Source organism: Nocardioides sp. BGA-UO-ETr-FS32, assembly GCF_059567905.1.
This window is the reverse complement of the sequence record NZ_JCAQOX010000017.1, coordinates 224,955-242,183: the sequence shown is the minus strand read 5'-3', so window position 1 is coordinate 242,183 and position 17,229 is coordinate 224,955. Positions and strand designations below refer to the sequence as shown.

Annotated in this window: 17 protein-coding genes; 14 read left to right on the top strand and 3 right to left on the bottom strand. The window is 69.9% G+C overall.

All coding sequences use genetic code 11. The features are described from left to right. The first annotated feature begins 2 nt into the window (after nt 1-2). The 10 genes from AC57BS_RS21365 (at nt 3) to AC57BS_RS21320 (ending at nt 10,341) form a co-directional block, all read left to right on the top strand. Nucleotides 3-707 (top strand): FadR/GntR family transcriptional regulator, encoded by a 705-nt coding sequence (locus tag AC57BS_RS21365; RefSeq protein ID WP_496413466.1) that lies wholly within the window; start codon nt 3-5, stop codon nt 705-707. A gap of 280 nt (nt 708-987) precedes the next feature. Then, a complete protein-coding gene (locus AC57BS_RS21360; RefSeq protein WP_496413465.1) occupies nt 988-1,794 on the top strand; it encodes an ABC transporter ATP-binding protein in 807 nt (268 codons plus the stop codon). Continuing rightward, nucleotides 1,791-2,672, top strand: coding sequence for an ABC transporter permease (locus AC57BS_RS21355; RefSeq protein WP_496413464.1), 882 nt, complete (start codon nt 1,791-1,793; stop codon nt 2,670-2,672). Before AC57BS_RS21360 ends, AC57BS_RS21355 begins: the two co-directional genes overlap by 4 nt. 123 nt (nt 2,673-2,795) lie before the next feature. Beyond that, on the top strand, nt 2,796-3,836 hold the full coding sequence (locus tag AC57BS_RS21350; RefSeq protein ID WP_496413463.1) for an ABC transporter substrate-binding protein: 1,041 nt from the start codon (nt 2,796-2,798) through the stop codon (nt 3,834-3,836). Nucleotides 3,837-3,938: 102 nt separating this feature from the next. After that, complete coding sequence (locus AC57BS_RS21345; protein WP_496413462.1) at nt 3,939-5,195, top strand: CaiB/BaiF CoA transferase family protein; 1,257 nt, start codon at nt 3,939-3,941, stop codon at nt 5,193-5,195. Continuing rightward, entirely contained in the window at nt 5,188-5,970 is a 783-nt protein-coding gene (locus tag AC57BS_RS21340; RefSeq protein ID WP_496413461.1) for an enoyl-CoA hydratase/isomerase family protein, read from the top strand. The genes AC57BS_RS21345 and AC57BS_RS21340 overlap by 8 nt, the downstream gene beginning before the upstream one ends. Nucleotides 5,971-6,021: 51 nt before the next feature. Next, the gene (locus AC57BS_RS21335; RefSeq protein WP_496413460.1) at nt 6,022-6,777 is read left to right on the top strand and encodes an SDR family NAD(P)-dependent oxidoreductase; all 756 of its coding nucleotides are present in this window, start codon (nt 6,022-6,024) and stop codon (nt 6,775-6,777) included. 58 nt (nt 6,778-6,835) lie between these two features. Beyond that, nucleotides 6,836-8,494 (top strand): AMP-binding protein, encoded by a 1,659-nt coding sequence (locus tag AC57BS_RS21330; protein WP_496413459.1) that lies wholly within the window; start codon nt 6,836-6,838, stop codon nt 8,492-8,494. A gap of 45 nt (nt 8,495-8,539) precedes the next feature. Then, a complete protein-coding gene (locus tag AC57BS_RS21325) occupies nt 8,540-9,340 on the top strand; it encodes an electron transfer flavoprotein subunit beta/FixA family protein (RefSeq protein WP_496410035.1) in 801 nt (266 codons plus the stop codon). Between the two features lie 14 nt (nt 9,341-9,354). Then, entirely contained in the window at nt 9,355-10,341 is a 987-nt protein-coding gene (locus AC57BS_RS21320) for an electron transfer flavoprotein subunit alpha/FixB family protein (protein WP_496413458.1), read from the top strand. 498 nt (nt 10,342-10,839) lie between these two features. On the opposite strand, the gene AC57BS_RS21315 is transcribed toward AC57BS_RS21320, so the two are convergent. Genes AC57BS_RS21315 through AC57BS_RS21305 form a run of 3 tightly spaced genes read right to left on the bottom strand, consistent with a single transcriptional unit; the run spans nt 10,840 to nt 13,865 of the window. After that, on the bottom strand, nt 10,840-11,346 hold the full coding sequence (locus tag AC57BS_RS21315) for a GtrA family protein (RefSeq protein ID WP_496413457.1): 507 nt from the start codon (nt 11,344-11,346) through the stop codon (nt 10,840-10,842). Nucleotides 11,347-11,373: 27 nt separating this feature from the next. Continuing rightward, a complete protein-coding gene (locus AC57BS_RS21310; protein WP_496413456.1) occupies nt 11,374-12,978 on the bottom strand; it encodes an ABC transporter permease in 1,605 nt (534 codons plus the stop codon). Next, nucleotides 12,975-13,865 carry an ABC transporter ATP-binding protein gene (locus tag AC57BS_RS21305; protein WP_496413455.1) on the bottom strand — a complete coding sequence of 297 codons (891 nt, stop codon included), beginning with the start codon at nt 13,863-13,865 and terminating at the stop codon, nt 12,975-12,977. The genes AC57BS_RS21310 and AC57BS_RS21305 overlap by 4 nt, the downstream gene beginning before the upstream one ends. Nucleotides 13,866-13,920: 55 nt before the next feature. Here AC57BS_RS21305 and AC57BS_RS21300 point away from each other — a divergent pair, with 55 nt between their 5' ends. The 4 genes from AC57BS_RS21300 to AC57BS_RS21285 are packed head-to-tail and all read left to right on the top strand — an operon-like array spanning nt 13,921 to nt 17,228. Further along, the gene (locus AC57BS_RS21300; protein WP_496413454.1) at nt 13,921-14,382 is read left to right on the top strand and encodes a GbsR/MarR family transcriptional regulator; all 462 of its coding nucleotides are present in this window, start codon (nt 13,921-13,923) and stop codon (nt 14,380-14,382) included. Nucleotides 14,383-14,422: 40 nt separating this feature from the next. Continuing rightward, complete coding sequence (locus tag AC57BS_RS21295) at nt 14,423-15,172, top strand: (Fe-S)-binding protein (protein ID WP_496413453.1); 750 nt, start codon at nt 14,423-14,425, stop codon at nt 15,170-15,172. Continuing rightward, a complete protein-coding gene (locus AC57BS_RS21290; RefSeq protein ID WP_496413452.1) occupies nt 15,169-16,647 on the top strand; it encodes a lactate utilization protein B in 1,479 nt (492 codons plus the stop codon). Before AC57BS_RS21295 ends, AC57BS_RS21290 begins: the two co-directional genes overlap by 4 nt. Continuing rightward, a complete protein-coding gene (locus AC57BS_RS21285) occupies nt 16,644-17,228 on the top strand; it encodes a LutC/YkgG family protein (RefSeq protein ID WP_496413451.1) in 585 nt (194 codons plus the stop codon). Before AC57BS_RS21290 ends, AC57BS_RS21285 begins: the two co-directional genes overlap by 4 nt. Nucleotide 17,229: the final 1 nt, after the last annotated feature.

The window sequence follows — 17,229 nt, the reverse complement described above, 5'->3', positions numbered from 1 at the left end:
TCTTGGGCCAGAAGGTTCTCCGCCCGCGTCAGCAGGTAGAGGAGGCGCTCCGCAAGGCGGTGCTGGACGGTCAGCTCCGCACGGGGGATCGCCTTCCTCCCGAGACCGAGCTGGCCCGACAGTTCAGCGTCTCACGCCCCACGATCCGCGAGGCGCTGTCCGCTCTCGAGTCGCAAGGCCTGATCCGCAAGGTCCCCGGCGCGGGTGGCGGCAGCTTCGTCCAGGCGGTGGACCACACCGCTCTCGGCCAGGTGGTCCAGGAGTCGATGCACAACCTCCTCCGGCTCGGCAGCGTGAGCTTCGACGAGGTGGCCATCGTCCGCCAGCACCTGGAGGTCCCGGCCGCGATCCTTGCCGCCAAGTACCGCACGGATGACGACGTCGCGGATCTGGAGCAGATCCTCAAGGAGCAGAAGAGCCGCACGGTCGAGGACCCGATGATCGCCGAGCTGGATGCCCAGTTCCACATCAGCATCGCCAGGATGTCGGGCAACCGGGTGCTTGCGGCACTCGTGTACGCACTGCACCGGGAGTCCGAGCCCGTGGGGTACCTCGACCTGTCGCCGCAGGTCGGTCGCGAAACCTTCGGTCAGCACCAGCGCATCGTGAAGGCGATCGCCGAGCAGGACGCTGTCGCTGCGGAGGAAGCCATCACCGAGCACCTCACCTATCTGCGCGGGCACCTGCGCAACCACGTCGCCGAGTAGGTCGGCCGGGTGCGACCGCGTGCCCGGTTTGTGAGCTTGAGGAGGGGCCGCCCGTGGGGCGGCCCCTCTTGTACTTGTACGTGCCCAACTGCTGAAACTGACAGAACTGGCTATTGACTTACATTCATCGTGATGTCAGTCTCGTCTCAGTGGAGATGTGACCGGCGTCATCGTCGGCCACCGACCCGCAGGAACGTCCGCCCCCGACGAGCCATCACGGTCGTCGGGACACCTACAAGGCAGGGATCGCACGATGGCGAACGCAAACGCAGTGGTAGCCATGCCAGGCGCACAGCCGACCACGGCGCAGCCGAAGATCGAGTTCAGGGGCCTCGGCAAGCGCTTCCACACCAACAAGCAGTCGGTGACGGTCATGCAGGGCCTCGACCTGTCGATCCGCGAGGGCGAGTTCGTCTGCGTGGTCGGTCCGAGCGGCTGCGGCAAGTCCACGCTCCTGAACATGTCCGCCGGCCTGATGCGGCCGTCTGCGGGCGAGGTGCTCTACGACGGTGTCCCGGTCCCCGAGCCCAACACGAAGGTCGGCTACATCACGCAGAAGGACAACCTGATGCCGTGGCGAACCGTGCGGGGAAACATCGACCTGCCCCTGCAGGTCAGGGGAATGGCCAAGTCGCAACGGGAGCGTCGTGTGACCGAGATGATCGAGCTCGTCGGCCTGACCGGGTTCGAGAAGTCGTACCCCAGCGAGCTGTCGGGCGGCATGCGCAAGCGCGTCACCCTCGCGAGGACGCTGTCCTACGCGCCCGAGGTCATCTTCGCCGACGAGCCGTTCGGTGCCCTGGACGCCCAGCTCCGCGGGATCATGCAGCAGGAGCTCCTGCGCATCTGGAGTGCAGAGAAGCGCACTGTCGTCTTCATCACGCACGACATCTCCGAGGCAGTAGCGCTCGGTGACCGCGTGGTCGTGCTATCCGCGCGGCCGTCGCGCGTCAAGCTCGATGTCCCCATCGACCTACCCCGCCCCCGCAACCTGTCCAAGCTCCGCTTCGAGCCTCGCTACAACGAGCTGAACGAGCACCTGTGGAACGTGCTTTCCGAGGACCTGAACGAAGGTGATGAGGTATGAAGAACACCGCTCACGTCGTCGTCGACGAGATCGACGCGTCCGCCGCGCCTCGTCACGCGGCCGCCGAGACGGCGCGCCACGCCGAAACGACCTGGCGCGACGAACCCCCCGCCGGATGGCACAAGTGGGCGCAGTTCGCCGCGGTCCAGCTGGGCAGGATCGCGATCGTTGCGGCGATCCTCGGTGTCTGGCAGTTCGTGTCCGGCCGAATGGTCGACGAGTTCTGGATCTCCAAGCCGACCGCCATCTGGGACGTGCTGTGGGGCGAGTGGATCTCCACGGGATACATCTGGACCCACGCCAGGGTCACTCTGATCGAGATGGCTCTGGGCCTCTTCTTCGGTGCGCTGACCGGCATCGTCTTCGGCTTCATCCTCGGACGCGTGGTGTGGCTGTCCAGGCTGATCGACCCGCTGGTGACGGCGATCTACTCGCTGCCGAAGGTCGCGCTCGCCCCGCTCTTCATCCTCTGGTTCGGGGTCGACCTCACCTCAAAGGTCGTCCTGACGGCGGTCATCTGCTTCTTCCTCGTCTTCTACAACACCTACGCGGGCGTTCGCTCGGTCGACCCTGACCTCGTCGACGTCGTGAAGGTGATGGGTGGCAAGCGTTCCGATCTGCTGCTCAAGGTGGTCCTGCCGAGCTCGGCAACCTGGATCTACACAGGCTTGAGGCTCGCTGTCCCGTACGCGCTGATCGGCGCGGTCGTCGGCGAGATCGTGGCTTCCAACCAGGGCTTGGGGTACCTCCTATCGCACGCTGCCGGCACCTTCAACACCGCCGCCACGTTCGCCGCGCTCTTCATCCTGATGATCATCGGCACGGTCCTCAACATCTTCGTCGACTGGTCCGAGAAGTTCACCGGCCGCCGCACCTGACATGTCCTGCGGGTTCGTCCCCCGCGCCGCTCCTCTCACCCCTCCCCCCAACCCCCGGGCCGCTGAGCGCGCCCAAAATCGAAGGGAACTCCCATGAACTCGAGTCGTTCACTCACAGCCGGAATGGCCGCTGTCGGACTTGTCGCGGCACTGGGTCTCAGCGCTTGCGGCGCCGACTCGGCAGGCGGATCGAGCGACGCCGCGGCCGGCTGCGACAACGAGAAGGTCAAGATCGCGTCGGCCTCGGCGAGCTTCGTCTACCTGCCTTACTACGTCGCACAGGAGGCGGGCTACCTCGAGGACGAAGGGCTCGACGTTGAGACCATCGACCTGAGCACGGGAGCGGGCATCATCGCCGGAGCCGTGAGCAACACCGTGGACCTGGCGCTGTCCACCTTCGCCGAGGTCGCCACGGCCAAGGGTGAGGGTGCGCCTGTCTCGGCGTTCGCCCAGGTGACCGGGATGGCCACCAACGTGGTGATCAAGAAGTCGATCGCCGAGGAGAAGGGCATCACCCCCGACTCGAGCGACGAGGAGAAGCTGGCGGCACTCGAGGGGCTTCGCATCGGCGTCACGGGTGCAGGAAGCGGCAGCGACCTCCTCGTGCGCTACCTCGCGAAGACGGCCGGACTCGACCCCGACGAGGACATGAGGATTACGGCGAGCGGCAGCAGCACCAACAGCGTGGCCGGATTCGCGAGCGACCGGTTCGACGCCATCGCCATCTCGTCCCCCCAGTCCGACGTGGGCATCCAGCGTGGTGACGGCCAGTACCTGTTCAACATGGCGGCCCACGAGTACGAGCCGCTCGCCAACAACCTCTACATCGTCGCCCTGGCCTCTGACCGGACGCTGCAGTCCAAGGCCAACGTCGTCCAGTGCTTCACGACCGCGCTCGCCAAGGCCCAGGCCGACATCCAGAAGGACCCCGAGGCGGCAGCAGCGCTCGTCCAGGAGTCCATGGGCGTGGAGGTCGACCAGGAGACCTACGACGCGGCCTTCAACTCGAACCTGCCGTCGTGGTTCGACACGCCCGTGATCGACGAGGAAGCGGCCCGCAACGCGCTTGAGTTCCAGAACACGATCGGTGGCACGGACCTGGGTGACGAGGTGCTGGAGAAGGCGGTCAACACCGAGATCGCCGAGGCGGCCGCAGCCGAGTAAGCGTGCGTTGACCCTGTTGCGGGTCCACGCCACGACGTAGTCCCGGCCGGGCACGGCCCGATCCGAGCCCGGTCGGGGCTCATCAACCGAAGGACGATGACGATGGATGTCGATACAGCTGCCGCCGCGGCCGGGCCCCTGTCGGCCGGCCCTCTGGCTGGCCTGCGGGTCGTCGACCTGACGACCTCGTACGCCGGACCCAGCGCCTCGATGTACTTGGCCGACCTCGGCGCTGACGTGATCAAGGTGGAGCGGCCTCGTGCGGGGGACGACGCCAGGGCCTGGGGCCCGCCGTTCGTCGACGGCACGTCGGCCTGGTTCGCTTCGGCCAACCGCAACAAGCGATCCGTGGCCATCGACCTCCGCTCGCCGGAGGGGCTCGAGGTCCTGCGCTCCTTGGTCGCGTCGGCTGATGTCTTCATGCAGAACCTCAATCCGGCCAAGCTCGTGCGGCTCGGCATCGACCCCGAGTCCATGTGCGAGACGAACTCCCGCCTGATCTACTGCGCGATGTCAGGCTTCGGGCTGGACGGCCCCGACAGCTCCTTGCCGGGCTACGACCTCGCCGCCCAGGCGCGCTCGGGACTGATGTCCGTCACCGGCGCCGCCGGTGGATCGCCCCAGCGGGTCTCCACGGCACTCTCCGACATCGTCACCGGCATGTGCGCAGCGCTGGCCATCAGCGCCGCTGCGGTGCGGCAGCGGACGACAGGTCTTGGTGACGTGATCGACGTGTCGTTGCTCGACTCCGACCTCGCCCTGATGGCGCCCCGGATCGCGTCCTACCTGGCCGGCGAGGAGGAGCCTGCGCCCAGCGGGGGCACTGACTCGGTCCTCGCGGTGTACCAGCCGTTCGAGACAGCCGACCGGCAGCTTGTGGTGGCCATCGGCAACGACGCGATGTGGCTTCGCTTCGCGACCGCAGTCGGCCTCGGCGACCTCGCGGCCGATCCGGAGCTGGTCGACAACGCCGGCCGTCGCGCCCACCGTGCACGCATCACTGCCGCGATCGCCGAGCGCCTCAAGGACCGCACTGCGCGCGAGTGGATCACCAGGCTTGCCACCGTCGACGTGCCCTGCTCACTGGTCCAGAGCCTGTCCGAGGTCGTCGCCGACCCGCAGGTGCGGCACCGCGGCAGCGTACTGCCGATGCCCGGGCGGGAAGGGCTCTACTCGGTGCGCGGTCCCTTCCGGCTGGCGTCGCAACCGACGCCCCTCAATGCACCCAGTCCCGAGCTGGGCGCCCACACCCGCGAGGTGCTGTCCGACCTGGGGCTCGACGAGGACGAGATCGCCAAGCTCGTGGACTGTCGAGCCGTCGAGGTCCACGATGTCCCCCTGGAGGTCGGACATGGGTGAGGGGCGTGTGCGCGTTGAGCTGGACGGTCCCGTCGCCACGGTTTGGCTCGATCGCCCCGAGGTGCACAACGCGCTCAACGCCGTGGTCCTGGAGAGCCTCTCGAGCGCGCTGACGGACCTGCACGCGCGGACGACCGTGAACGCGGTCGTGCTCGCGGCTGCCGGGGAGAAGTCCTTCTGTGCCGGCGCGGACCTGGACGAGCTCGCCGGGCTCGACGCGGACGCGGCCACGCGGGTGCTCCGCGCGGGCCAACGGGTGATGGCCGAGGTCGCAAGCAGCCGCCTACCCGTCATCGCGGCCGTCAACGGCCTCGCGCTGGGCGGCGGCTTCGAACTGGTGCTGTCCTGCACCTTCCCGGTGATCTCGCAACGGGCGTCCTTCGGCCTCCCCGAGTCGGGCCTGGGTCTCATCCCGGGGTACGGGGGCACGCAACGGCTGCCCCGGGTCATCGGCCGACCGGCCGCCGCCCACCTGATGATCACACACGCGCGGCTGTCCGCCGAGCGGGCGTACGAGGTGGGTCTGACTCCAGTCCCGCCCACCGCGCCCGAGGAGCTGCTGCCCACGGCGTACGAGATCGCACAGTCGATTGCCGGCCGAGGACCTGGCGCCGTGACCTCGATCCTCCGCGCGCTCCAAACGACCGCCGCGACGGCGGACGACCTCGATCTCGAGACATCCTTGGCCGGGGAGGTCACCGCCAGCGCCGAGGCGGCAGAGGGCATCGCGGCGTTCAAGGAGCGTCGCCCCCCGTCGTTCCCCCACAGGGCCTGAACCGCCCTGACCGCAACGTCCACGCCCACCCCGGAAGGTACGAAGCCCACCATGCACGTCTCACTTGAAGGCAAGGTCGCCGTCGTCACCGGAGCCGGCCGCGGGCTCGGTCGCGCGATGGCGGAAGCGCTCGCCGAGGCCGGTGCGACCGTCGTGCTCGCAGGGCGCACGGTCCCGGCACTCGAGGAGGTGGCTGCCGTGATCCGGTCGCACGGGGGGCAGGCGCACGTTGTCGCGTGCGACGTGACCGACGAGGCTGCGGTGCACCACCTGGTCGACGCCGCCGTGGAGACCTGTGGCCGGGTGGACGTCCTGGTCAACAACTCGGGGGTGGTGGACACCACGACCTTGATCGACCAGACCCCTGAGGCCTGGGACCGCGTCCTCGACACCAACCTGCGCGGCGTCTACCTTGCCACCCGTGCCGTGGGGCCGCACTTCGTGGCGCAGAAGTCGGGCAAGGTCATCAACATCGCCTCCAACTTCGCGCTCATGGGTGTGTCGCACCACGCCGCCTACTCGGCGTCCAAGGCGGCGGTGATCGCATTGACCCGGTCGATGGCAGTCGAGTGGGCTCGTCACAACGTCCAGGTCAACGCCATCGCCCCGGGCTACTTCACCACGGAGATCAACGCCGAGTTGCGCGCGGACGACCATGCCACCGAGTCGGTCGTACGCCGCATCCCGGCCAGGCGGATGGGGCGCCCGGAGGAGCTGGCGCCCTGGGTCGTGCTGCTCGCCAGCTCGGCCTCGGACTTCATGACCGGCGAGACGCTGGTCATCGACGGCGGCCAGTCCGTCCAGTAGCACCACTTCAAGAACGACGCCGCGACCGTCCGGCCGCCGGCGACAGGGAGGAACTTCGATGTCCATCACGCTCGAGCAGTTGATGGCCGAGGGAGCGCCGGTGTCGGCGGACGACATCCGGCGGTTCACGGACCACGGCTACTGGCAAGGCCGCACGATCCGCGAGGTCCTTCGCGACGTCGCGAGGCTGCATCCCGAACGCGAGGCACTCATCGGCTATCGCAGCGACGGCGAGGTCCCGCGGTGGACCTACCGCGACCTGGACGAGAAGTCCTCGCATGCGGCGGGAGTGCTGGCCGAGCTGGGTGTCGACCCTGGCGATGGCGTCGCGGTGATGCTGCCGAACTGGATTGAGTACGGCGCGCTGATCTTCGGCATCAACGAGCTGGGCGGCATCTACACCGGTATCCCCGTCTCGTACGGCGAGCGCCAGGTGGAAGCCATCCTGCAGCGGAGCGGTGCCAAGGTGCTCGTCGTGCCGCGCGCCTGGCGCTCGGTCGTTCACCTCGACCTCGCCCGGAGGATGCGGGAGCGGCTGCCCACGCTCGAGCGGATCCTGGTCCTCGGGGACGATGGCTCGGATCTTGTCGACGGCGAGCACTCGTGGAGCGACTTCACCGGGCTCCCTGCCCGCAGCTTCGAGCCGCGCAGTTCGCAGGAGGTTTGCTACCTCGGGTTCACGTCGGGCACCACGGGCGAGCCGAAGGGGGCCATGCACACGCACGACACGTTGCTGCACAGCGCCTTCCAGCTCGCCGAGCACATCGGGCCGGACGAGTTCGGCGACCCGATGGTGCACCTCGTCGCCTCGCCGACGGGCCACCACACCGGATTCGTGTGGGGCGTCGTGTTCACCGCCTGCCTCGGGGGCACCGGAGTGCACGTGGATCGCTGGGACCCCAGCTGGGGGGTGGACGTCATCCGCAGGGAGGGGGTGACGACGTTCTTCGGAGCTCCCACCTTCGTGCAGGACATGATGCGCACGGGCCTGGTCGGCGACCCCGACTGCCCGTTGACCTGCCTCGTGGTCGCTGGTTCCTCGGTGCCGCGAGGGCTGCCGGCGCAGGCGTCCGCCGCGTTCGGTGCCTACATGGCGCCGGCCTGGGGGATGACGGAGTGCAGCATCATCATCTCGGCCACGCCGCGCGAGCCCGACGAGATCCTGGCCACCGACGGGTCCGTCTTCGTGGGATCCGACGTGGCAGTCCGCACGTCGGACGGCGAGGTCACCACCGAGCCCGACGTGCCGGGCGAGCTCGTGGTGCGGGGACCCTCGCTCTTCGTCGGCTACTACCAGAGGCCCGACGCCACGGCCGACTCGTTCCTGCCGGACGGCTGGTTCCGGACCGGAGACCTCGCCACGCTCGACGAGCGCGGGTGGGTGACGCTGCACGGGCGGAGCAAGGACATCATCATCCGCGGCGGCGAGAACGTGCCGGTCGCCGAGATCGAGACGCTGCTGTTCGACCACTCCGACGTCATCCACGCGGCCGTGGTCGGCGTGCCCGACGAGCGACTCGGCGAGCGTGCCTGCGCCGTGCTTGTCCTGGCGACCGGCTCGAGCCTGGACCACGCTGCCGTGTGTGACTACCTGCTCGCCCGCGGCCTGTCCAAGCACTTCTTGCCCGAGAGCCTCGTGCTGCTCGACGAGATGCCGATGACGCAGAGCGGCAAGGTGCAGAAGTTCCGCCTGCGCGATCTCGTCAGCGGGACCTGACTCCGGTCCGACCTACTTGCAGGAGGGGCCGCGAGGCCACACACCATGAACATTGTTGTCTGTGTGAAGTACGTGCCGGACGCCACGGCCGACCGCAAGTTCGAGGACGACTACACCGTCGACCGCGTCGGCGTCGACGGCCTGCTGTCCGAGCTCGACGAGTACGCCGTGGAGCAGGCCCTGCAGTTCCGTGAGAAGCGCGAGGGCGAGGAGATCACCGTCACCGCGCTGACCGTGGGCCCCGAGAAGGCCGTCGACGCGGTGCGCAAGGCGCTGCAGATGGGTGCCGACTCTGCCGTCCACGTCGTCGACGACGCGATCGCCGGCTCCGACTACCTCGGCACCTCGCTGGTGCTCGCCAAGGCGATCGAGAAGATCAAGGCCGACACCGGCGCCGACCTCGTGGTCTGCGGCATGGCCTCGACCGACGCCTCGGGCTCGGTGGTGCCGGCGATGCTGGCCGAGCGCCTGGGCATGCCGCAGGTGACGCTGGCCTCGGTGATCGAGTCGCAGGGCGACCAGGTCCGCATCAAGCGCGACAACGAGGGCTCGACCGAGGTCATCGGCGCGACGCTGCCGATCGTGCTGAGCGTGACCGACCAGTCCGGCGAGGCCCGCTACCCGTCCTTCAAGGGCATCATGGCGGCGAAGAAGAAGCCGCTGGAGACGTGGTCGCTGACCGACCTCGGCCTCGACGCCGACCAGGTCGGCCTCTCGGTGGCCTACACCCAGGTCGAGGACACCACCGCGCGTCCGCCCCGTACGGCCGGCGAGGTCGTCACCGACGAGGACGGCTCGGGCGCTGGTGCGCTGGTCGAGTTCCTCGCCTCGAAGAAGTTCATCTGAGGAGCTGCGTAGACATGTCTGAGGTTCTTGTTGTCATCGACCACGCCGACGGCGAGGTCAAGAAGCCGACCTACGAGCTGCTGACCATCGCGCGCCGTCTCGGCGAGCCGTCCGCGGTGTTCTTCGGCTCGCCCGACCAGGGCGACGCCGTGGCCGAGAAGGTCAAGAAGTACGGCGCGGCGAAGCTCTACGTCGTCGACGACGCCCAGATCAAGGGCTTCCTCGTCGCACCGAAGGCCGAGGCGCTCGAACAACTGACCAAGCAGCTGGCCGAGAAGGCTGGTGGAGATGGCCCGGCCGCGATCCTGCTGCCGTCGACGTTCGAGAACAAGGAGGTCGCCGGTCGCCTGGCGATCAAGCTGGGCTCCGGGCTGATCACCGACGCCGTCGACGTCGCTGCTGGGTCCGACGGGGGCGGCGTGACCACCCAGAGCGTGTTCGCCGGCAACTACACCGTGCAGGCCAAGGTCACCACCGGCACGCCGATCATCACGATCAAGCCCAACTCGGCGGCCCCCGAGGAGGCCGAGGGCGCCGGAGCGGTCGAGGCGTTCGCCGTGACCGTGTCCGACGCGGCGAAGACCGCCCAGGTCGTGGCGACCCAGCCGCGCCAGTCCACCGGCCGTCCCGAGCTCACCGAGGCCGCGATCGTGGTCTCCGGCGGTCGCGGCACCGGGGGCAACTTCGAGCCCGTCGAAGGCTTCGCCGACAGCCTCGGTGCGGCCGTGGGTGCCTCGCGCGCCGCGGTCGACTCCGGCTGGATGCCGCACGCCTTCCAGGTCGGCCAGACCGGCAAGACGGTCTCGCCGCAGCTCTACGTCGCCAACGGCATCTCGGGTGCGATCCAGCACCGCGCCGGCATGCAGACCTCGAAGACCATCGTCGCGGTCAACAAGGACCCCGAGGCCCCGATCTTCGAGCTCGTCGACTTCGGTGTCGTGGGCGACCTCCACACGGTCCTGCCCGCCGCCACCGAGCAGATCACCTCCCGCAAGGAGTAGCCGTGCGGATCAGCAGGGAGGTCGGCCCGACGAGCGCGGGCCGCCAGTTCCCAAAACTGGGCTCCGAGAGGCACCCCGTCACTGCAACCACTCGTGCCAGGTTCTTCGTCACCGGCCCTTACGTCAGGACCGCAGAATGGTCTGCGGTCGACAGGATCGGGTCCATCCACGCCAAGGAGATGGGTCGGAGCACCACAGCTTGTGGTCTGCCGACAGGGTCATGGACCACGCTGTGGGAGGTTCCCTTCCTGTCCGCAGAACTCGGAGGAGCGTGCCCGATCTGTCGGACGGTGTGCTGCGTCGGAGATGATCGGTGACCACTGGGCTCCGGTGTGGCCGCGCCAAGTGGTCTCGGTGGGTCCACACAAACTCAACACAAAGCCCGGGATCCGTGCGGCTCGCGCGGTGCTGACCGTGATCGAACGTGAACGAACGTGACGTCCTTCCCGCGGCGTCCTCGCAGGTCAGACGGCCCTGGTAGGCCCCAAGTGCACCAGTTCACTCGTAATGACTAGGTCGTCGGTTCGATTCCGACAGGCGGCTCCGACTCCCCCGGGGACCCGAGACCCCGGGGGAGTCTTCTGCGTCCGATCGAGTCACCATCGCGATGCGGAAGGCAACGAACCGCACCAGCCCGGTGCCGAGGTTGCTCGCGATCAGCACCGCCAGCTCCTGCGTTCGCGTGGGAGTGTCGACGCTGGCCTCGAGCAGCCACAGCGAGCCGGCCGTCACGGCGAGGCTGAATGCCAGGAGCAACAGCCCGAGTGCCTGGTGGTGAACGGTCCGTTCCCAGCCGCGTACGCCGAAGGTGACCCTGCGATGTCCCAGGGTGCCGGCGATGGTCGACAGGATCAGCGCGAGGGCGTTGGCCGGCTGCGGCCTGAGCTCCTCGCGCAGGAGGATGTACAGCAGCCCGTAGAACAGGTTGAAGGCCCCGCCCACACTGGCGAAGACGAGCAGCTGGAGGAGGACCGCCTTCCACCGCGCGCGTTGGTCTCGACCCATGCGGCGACGCTACCGGCGACCGCCCACTCAGCCCGCGACCGCGTCCCGCCGACGGTAGCCCCACAGCCCCGCTGCGACGAGCGCGGCCGCGAGCAGGACCAGGGAGACGTACGGGACCACCTCGAAGTCGTCGACCGGCACCGCGGCGAGGTGCCAGAACGGCGAGATCGCCTGGACGGCGTCGGGAAGCCCGAGGAGCTGGCCGAGGATGACCTGCAGCGCGATGAGCGCGACGGCGGCCCACGCCAGCCCGGTCCCGCGGGGGAGCAGGCCGTACAGGGCGACGGCGAGCGCGCCGACCACGAGCGTGCCGGGCAGGTAGGCCAGCTGGCCGGCGACCTGGGGGAGGACCTGGTCCCACTCGCCGCTGCCGAGGCCGTAGCCGACAGCGAGGCCGAGCCCCATGAGCACGGTCAGCTTGGCGGCGGCGATGAGCGCCACGGCCGTGGTCGCGGCCATCCAGCTGGTCCTGCTGACCGGTGTCGCGAGGACGACCTCGGTGCGGCCGGCCTCCTCCTCGGAGCGCAGGCGCAGCACGGACGAGACGACGAAGCCGCACGCGATGACGGCCATGAACAGGAACATGTAGGCGAGGAATGCGTCGACGAGCGCGTCCTCGGCGGCCTGGCCCGACGCACCGACGACGTCGGCCATCTCGGGGTTGGAGGCGATGAGGTCGGGGACGGTGGGGATGACCGCGCCGTAGAGCATGCCCAGCAGGAACAGCCCGACGGCCCAGCCGATCAGCAGGCCGCGCTGGAGCCGGGCCGCGACGCCGAACGGCGTGCCCAGCATCCAGCCGGCGCGCTCGGGGCCGGGACGCGTGTTGAGCAGACCGCCACCGAAGTCGCGGTGTGCCATCAGCCGGGCAGCGAGGGCCAGCAGGAGCGCGGTGAAACCGAGCAGCAGCGCGGCGGGCCACCACCGCTCGTCACCGAACGCGTCCATGCCCTGCGCCCAACCGAACGGGGAGAGCCAGACCAGGGCGTTGTCCTGCATCGCCCCGACGCCGCGGACCAGGTAGCCGACGGCGACGGCGGCACCCGCCAGACCGAGCGCCCCGCGGGCCGAGGTGGACAGCTGGACGGCGACCAGCGTGACAGCGGTGTACGCCACGCCCAGCAGCGCCAGTCCGACGCCGTAGGTGAGGCTGCCGGCGACGTCCAGCCCGGCCGCCAGCATCGAGATCGCCGTGATGGCGCCGATGAGCAGCGCGGCGGCGACGCCGTAGACCAGCCCGGCGAGGGTGGCGGCGTGGCGACCCAGGACGGTGGAGCGGAGGAGCTCGGCACGGCCGGACTCCTCCTCGGCGCGGGTGTGCCGCACCACGAGGAAGACGACCATCAGGCAGACGCCGAGCTGGGCGACCTGGGAGATCTCGTTGGCGACGATGCCGCCGAGGGTGTCCAGCCCGACCTGGCGGCCCGACATCAGGTAGCTCACCGGGCTGGCGCCGACGGTCCGGGCGTACCCCGCGATCTTCTCGGGGGTGTCGTAGAGCGGGGGCACGGCCAGCGCACTGGCGACGATCGTCCCGCCGAGGCCGACCATCCAGACCGGCAGTCGCACCCTGTCGCGCCGCAGGACCAGGCGCACCAGGTGGCCGACGCCCGTCACAGAGGTGGTGCTCATACGGTCACCTCGTCGCCGTACTGGCGCAGGAAGAGCTCCTCCAGCGTGGGCGGGTGCGCGGCGAGGGAGCGTACGCCGAGGCCGGCGAGCGCGGTCACCGCTGCGTCGAGGTGGTCGGAGTCGACGTCGAAGGTGACCCGGTTGCCGTGCACCTCGGGCTCGTGGACGCCCGGCACGGCGGCGATGTCGGTCGCCGGCCGGTCGGTCTCGGCGATGACCGTGGTGCGGGTGAGGTGGCGCAGCTCGGCCAGGGTCCCGGACTGCACGACCCGTCCGGCGCGGATGATGCTGATGCGGTCGGCGAGCGCCTCGGCCTCGGCCAGGATGTGGGAGCTGAGCAGGATGGTGGCGCCCTCGTCCTTGAGCTCGAGGATCGCCTTCTGGAACTCGGCCTCCATCAGCGGGTCCAGCCCGGACGTGGGCTCGTCGAGCAGGTAGAGGTCGGCCCGGCTGGCGAGCGCGGCGACGAGTGCGACCTTCTGGCGGTTGCCCTTGGAGTAGGTGCGCGCCTTCTTCGTCGGGTCCAGGTCGAACCGCTCGAGCATGTCGTGGCGGCGTGCCTCGTCCAGGCCTCCACGCATCCGAGCGAGCACGTCGATGACCTCGCCACCGCTCAGGTTCGGCCACAAGGACACGTCTCCGGGCACGTAGGCGAGCCGACGGTGCAGGGTCGCGGCGTCGTGCCACGGGTCGCCGCCGAGCATGGTCGCCGTGCCGGAGTCGGCCTTGAGCAGGCCGAGCAGGACACGGATGGTCGTTGACTTGCCGGCGCCATTGGGACCGAGGAACCCGTGCACCTCGCCCTGCTCGACGGTGAGGTCGAGGTGGTCGAGCGCGTGCGTGGTCCCGAAGGTCTTGACGACGTCGTGGAGCTCGAGGACAGCCATGTCCCCGAGTGTCGCACAACATTCACAAACTTGTGAAGGCTATATAGTGAGCAGCGTGAGCGACCTCGCACGTGCCGTCGAACGGCTCGGCCAGTCCTTGGAGACCATGGGTCTGCAACGCATGCCCGCGCGCGTCTTCGCCTACATCCTGGCCGACGACCAGTCGGTCTACACGGCCGCCGAGCTGGCCCAGGGGCTGGAGGTGTCGCCGGCCGCGATCTCCGGTGCCGTGAGGTACCTCTCCGACACCCACCTCGTCGTGCGCGAACGCAATCCTGCCGGCCGCGGTGACCTGTTCCGGGTCCGTGACGGTGACATCTGGAGCACCATCCAGGCGGCCCGGCTGCCGGTCCTCGACGTCATCATCGAGTCCGTCCAGGAAGCGGTCGACCTGCTCCCCGAAGGGTCCCCGGGGCGCGAGCGGGTCGAGGAGACGCGTGACTACCTGCGGTTCGTCCAGCAGGACGCGCAGGACCTCGACCGCCGGTGGCGGGAGTGGCGCACCGCGCACCGGTGACGGGGGTGACCGCGGACGTCCCGTGGCAGGATGCCGTGGCGTGAGGGTCGCCCTCCAGGTCACCTGCGTCAACGACGCCATGTTCCCCGACACGGGGAAGGCCGTCGTCAGGCTGCTGCGCCGTCTCGGCGTCGAGGTCGACTTCCCGCGAGCCCAGACGTGCTGCGGCCAGCCGATGGTCAACACCGGCTACCTCGACGAGGCGGTGCCCGTGGTGCGGACGTTCGTCGACGCGTTCGCCGGCTACGACGCGATCGTCACGCCGTCGGGCTCGTGCGCGGGCTCGGCGCGGCACCAGCACTCGATCGTGGCGGAGCGCTCGGGCGACCCGGCGCTGGTCGCGGCGGTTGCGGAGACCGGCCCGCGGACGTACGAGCTCACCGAGCTCCTCGTCGACGTGCTGGGCGTGACGGACGTCGGGGCCTACTTCCCGCACCGGGTGACCTACCACCCGACCTGCCACAGCCTGCGGATGCTCGGCGTGGGCGACCGGCCGCAGCGGCTGCTGGAGGCCGTACGCGGGATCGAGCTCGTCGACCTGCCGCACGCGAGCGAGTGCTGCGGCTTCGGCGGCACCTTCGCGCTGAAGAACGCGGACACGTCCATCGCGATGGGCGCCGACAAGGCCCGCCACGTCCGCGACACCGGCGCCGAGGTGCTGGTCGCCGGCGACAACTCCTGCCTGATGCACGTCGGCGGGATGCTGTCGCGCCAGCGCGCGGGCGTACGGGTCATGCACCTCGCCGAGGTCCTGGCGTCCACCGAGGACGACGAGGGGATGGATGCATGAGCGGCACGTTCGTCGGCATGCCGGCCTTCCCGACCGCCGCGCGCGCCGCGCTCGGCGACACCCAGCTGCGCCGCAACCTGGCCCACGCGACCCGCGTGATCCGCGACAAGCGCGCCAAGGTGGTGGCGGAGGTCGAGGACTGGGAGGAGCTGCGGCTCGCGGGGGCGGGCGTGAAGGAGGCCGCGCTGCGCGACCTCGCCACCCACCTCGAGACCCTCGAGGCATCGCTGACCCGCGCCGGCGCGACCGTCCACTGGGCGCGTGACGCCGAGGAGGCGTGCGCGATCGTCGCCTCCGTCACGAAGGCCCACGGCGTCGACGAGGTGGTCAAGGTCAAGTCGATGGCCACCGCCGAGATCGGCCTCAACGAGGCGCTCGAGGCCGAGGGCATCGCGGCCTGGGAGACCGACCTCGCCGAGCTCATCGTGCAGCTCGGCGACGACCTGCCCTCCCACATCCTCGTGCCGGCGATCCACCGCAACCGAGCGGAGATCCGCGAGATCTTCCTGCGCCGGATGGGCGACGTGGGCCGGCCCGCCCCGGCGGACCTGACCGACGAGCCGGCGGTCCTCGCGGCCGCGGCGCGCAAGCACCTGCGCGAGAAGTTCCTCCGCGCCAAGGTCGCCGTGTCCGGCGCCAACTTTGCCGTCGCCGACACCGGCACCCTCGTCGTGGTGGAGTCCGAGGGCAACGGGCGGATGTGCCTGACCCTGCCCGAGGTGCTGATCAGCGTCGTCGGGATCGAGAAGGTCGTCGCCACCTGGTCCGACCTCGACCCGCTGCTGCGGTTGCTGCCGCGCTCCTCGACCGGCGAGCGGATGAACCCGTACACCTCCACCTGGTCCGGGGTCACGCCCGGCGACGGGCCGCAGGAGGTGCACGTCGTGCTGCTCGACAACGGCCGCACGCGCGCGCTCGCCGACGACGTCGGCCGCCAGGCGCTGCGCTGCATCCGCTGCTCGGCGTGCCTCAACGTCTGCCCGGTCTACGAGCGCGTCGGCGGGCACGCGTACGGCTCGGTCTACCCCGGGCCGATCGGCGCGATCCTCAACCCGCTGCTCCACGGCGTCGCCGACGAGCAGACCGCCTCCCTGCCGTACGCCTCGTCGCTGTGCGGCGCGTGCTTCGAGGTGTGCCCGGTGCGCATCGACATCCCGTCGGTGCTGGTCGACCAGCGCGCCGCGGTCGTCGACTCGCACCGCGGCGACCGCGTCCCCAAGCCAGAAGCGGTCGCGATGAAGGCCGCTGCCTGGGCGTTCTCCGACTCCCGCCGCCTCGCGTGGGCCGAGAAGGCATCAGGCCTGGCCGGTCGCGTGATCGGCCGCTTCTCCCGTACGTCCCTCCCGGGTGGGCGTGCCGCAGCGGGCCGCCTCCCCGGACCCGCGGCGGGGTGGACCGGGGCACGGGACCTGCCCGCGCCTCCGGAGGAGTCGTTCCGCGCGTGGTGGGACCGTACGGACGGGGGCCGCAAGTGAGCGCCCGCGACGACATCCTGCGGCGTGTCCGCTCGGCACTGGACGGCGTGTCGCCGGTCGTCGACCTCCCTCCGGCCCCTCGCGCTCGCGACCGGGGCGACCTGGTTGCCCTCTTCGAGGAGCGGGTCGCCGACTACCGCGCCGTCGTGACCCGGTGCACGCCGGGCGAGGTGGAGCAGGTGGTCCGCGACGTCCTCGGGCCGATGCGCGCGGTCGTGCCTCCCGGCCTCGGTCTGGACGTGCCGGGTGCCGTGGTCGACCAAGGCCTCACCGCCGCGGAGCTCGACGACGTCGACGCGGTCGTCACCCGCGCCGCCGTCGGCATCGCGGAGACCGGCACCATCGTCCTCGACCACGGCGCCGACCAGGGCAGGCGAGCGATCAGCCTCGTCCCCGACCTGCACGTCTGCATCGTCGACGCGAGCCAGGTCGTCGCCGACGTGCCCGACGCGATCGCCGTCCTCGACCCCGCGCGCCCACTCACCTGGATCAGCGGCCCGTCCGCCACCAGCGACATCGAGCTCGACCGGGTCGAGGGCGTCCACGGCCCGCGGACGCTCCACGTCGTGCTGGTGGGCTGAG

What these genes read in the sequence shown, in the direction of transcription:
- AC57BS_RS21360 (WP_496413465.1), top strand. Translation starts at nt 988, where the DNA reads ATGCCAGGCGCACAGCCGACCACGGCGCAGCCGAAGATCGAGTTCAGG.
- AC57BS_RS21355 (WP_496413464.1), top strand. Translation starts at nt 1,791, where the DNA reads ATGAAGAACACCGCTCACGTCGTCGTCGACGAGATCGACGCGTCCGCC.
- AC57BS_RS21350 (WP_496413463.1), top strand. Translation starts at nt 2,796, where the DNA reads ATGGCCGCTGTCGGACTTGTCGCGGCACTGGGTCTCAGCGCTTGCGGC.
- AC57BS_RS21345 (WP_496413462.1), top strand. Translation starts at nt 3,939, where the DNA reads ATGGATGTCGATACAGCTGCCGCCGCGGCCGGGCCCCTGTCGGCCGGC.
- AC57BS_RS21340 (WP_496413461.1), top strand. Translation starts at nt 5,188, where the DNA reads ATGGGTGAGGGGCGTGTGCGCGTTGAGCTGGACGGTCCCGTCGCCACG.
- AC57BS_RS21335 (WP_496413460.1), top strand. Translation starts at nt 6,022, where the DNA reads ATGCACGTCTCACTTGAAGGCAAGGTCGCCGTCGTCACCGGAGCCGGC.
- AC57BS_RS21330 (WP_496413459.1), top strand. Translation starts at nt 6,836, where the DNA reads ATGTCCATCACGCTCGAGCAGTTGATGGCCGAGGGAGCGCCGGTGTCG.
- AC57BS_RS21325 (WP_496410035.1), top strand. Translation starts at nt 8,540, where the DNA reads ATGAACATTGTTGTCTGTGTGAAGTACGTGCCGGACGCCACGGCCGAC.
- AC57BS_RS21320 (WP_496413458.1), top strand. Translation starts at nt 9,355, where the DNA reads ATGTCTGAGGTTCTTGTTGTCATCGACCACGCCGACGGCGAGGTCAAG.
- AC57BS_RS21315 (WP_496413457.1), bottom strand. Translation starts at nt 11,346, where the DNA reads ATGGGTCGAGACCAACGCGCGCGGTGGAAGGCGGTCCTCCTCCAGCTG.
- AC57BS_RS21310 (WP_496413456.1), bottom strand. Translation starts at nt 12,978, where the DNA reads ATGAGCACCACCTCTGTGACGGGCGTCGGCCACCTGGTGCGCCTGGTC.
- AC57BS_RS21305 (WP_496413455.1), bottom strand. Translation starts at nt 13,865, where the DNA reads ATGGCTGTCCTCGAGCTCCACGACGTCGTCAAGACCTTCGGGACCACG.
- AC57BS_RS21290 (WP_496413452.1), top strand. Translation starts at nt 15,169, where the DNA reads ATGAGCGGCACGTTCGTCGGCATGCCGGCCTTCCCGACCGCCGCGCGC.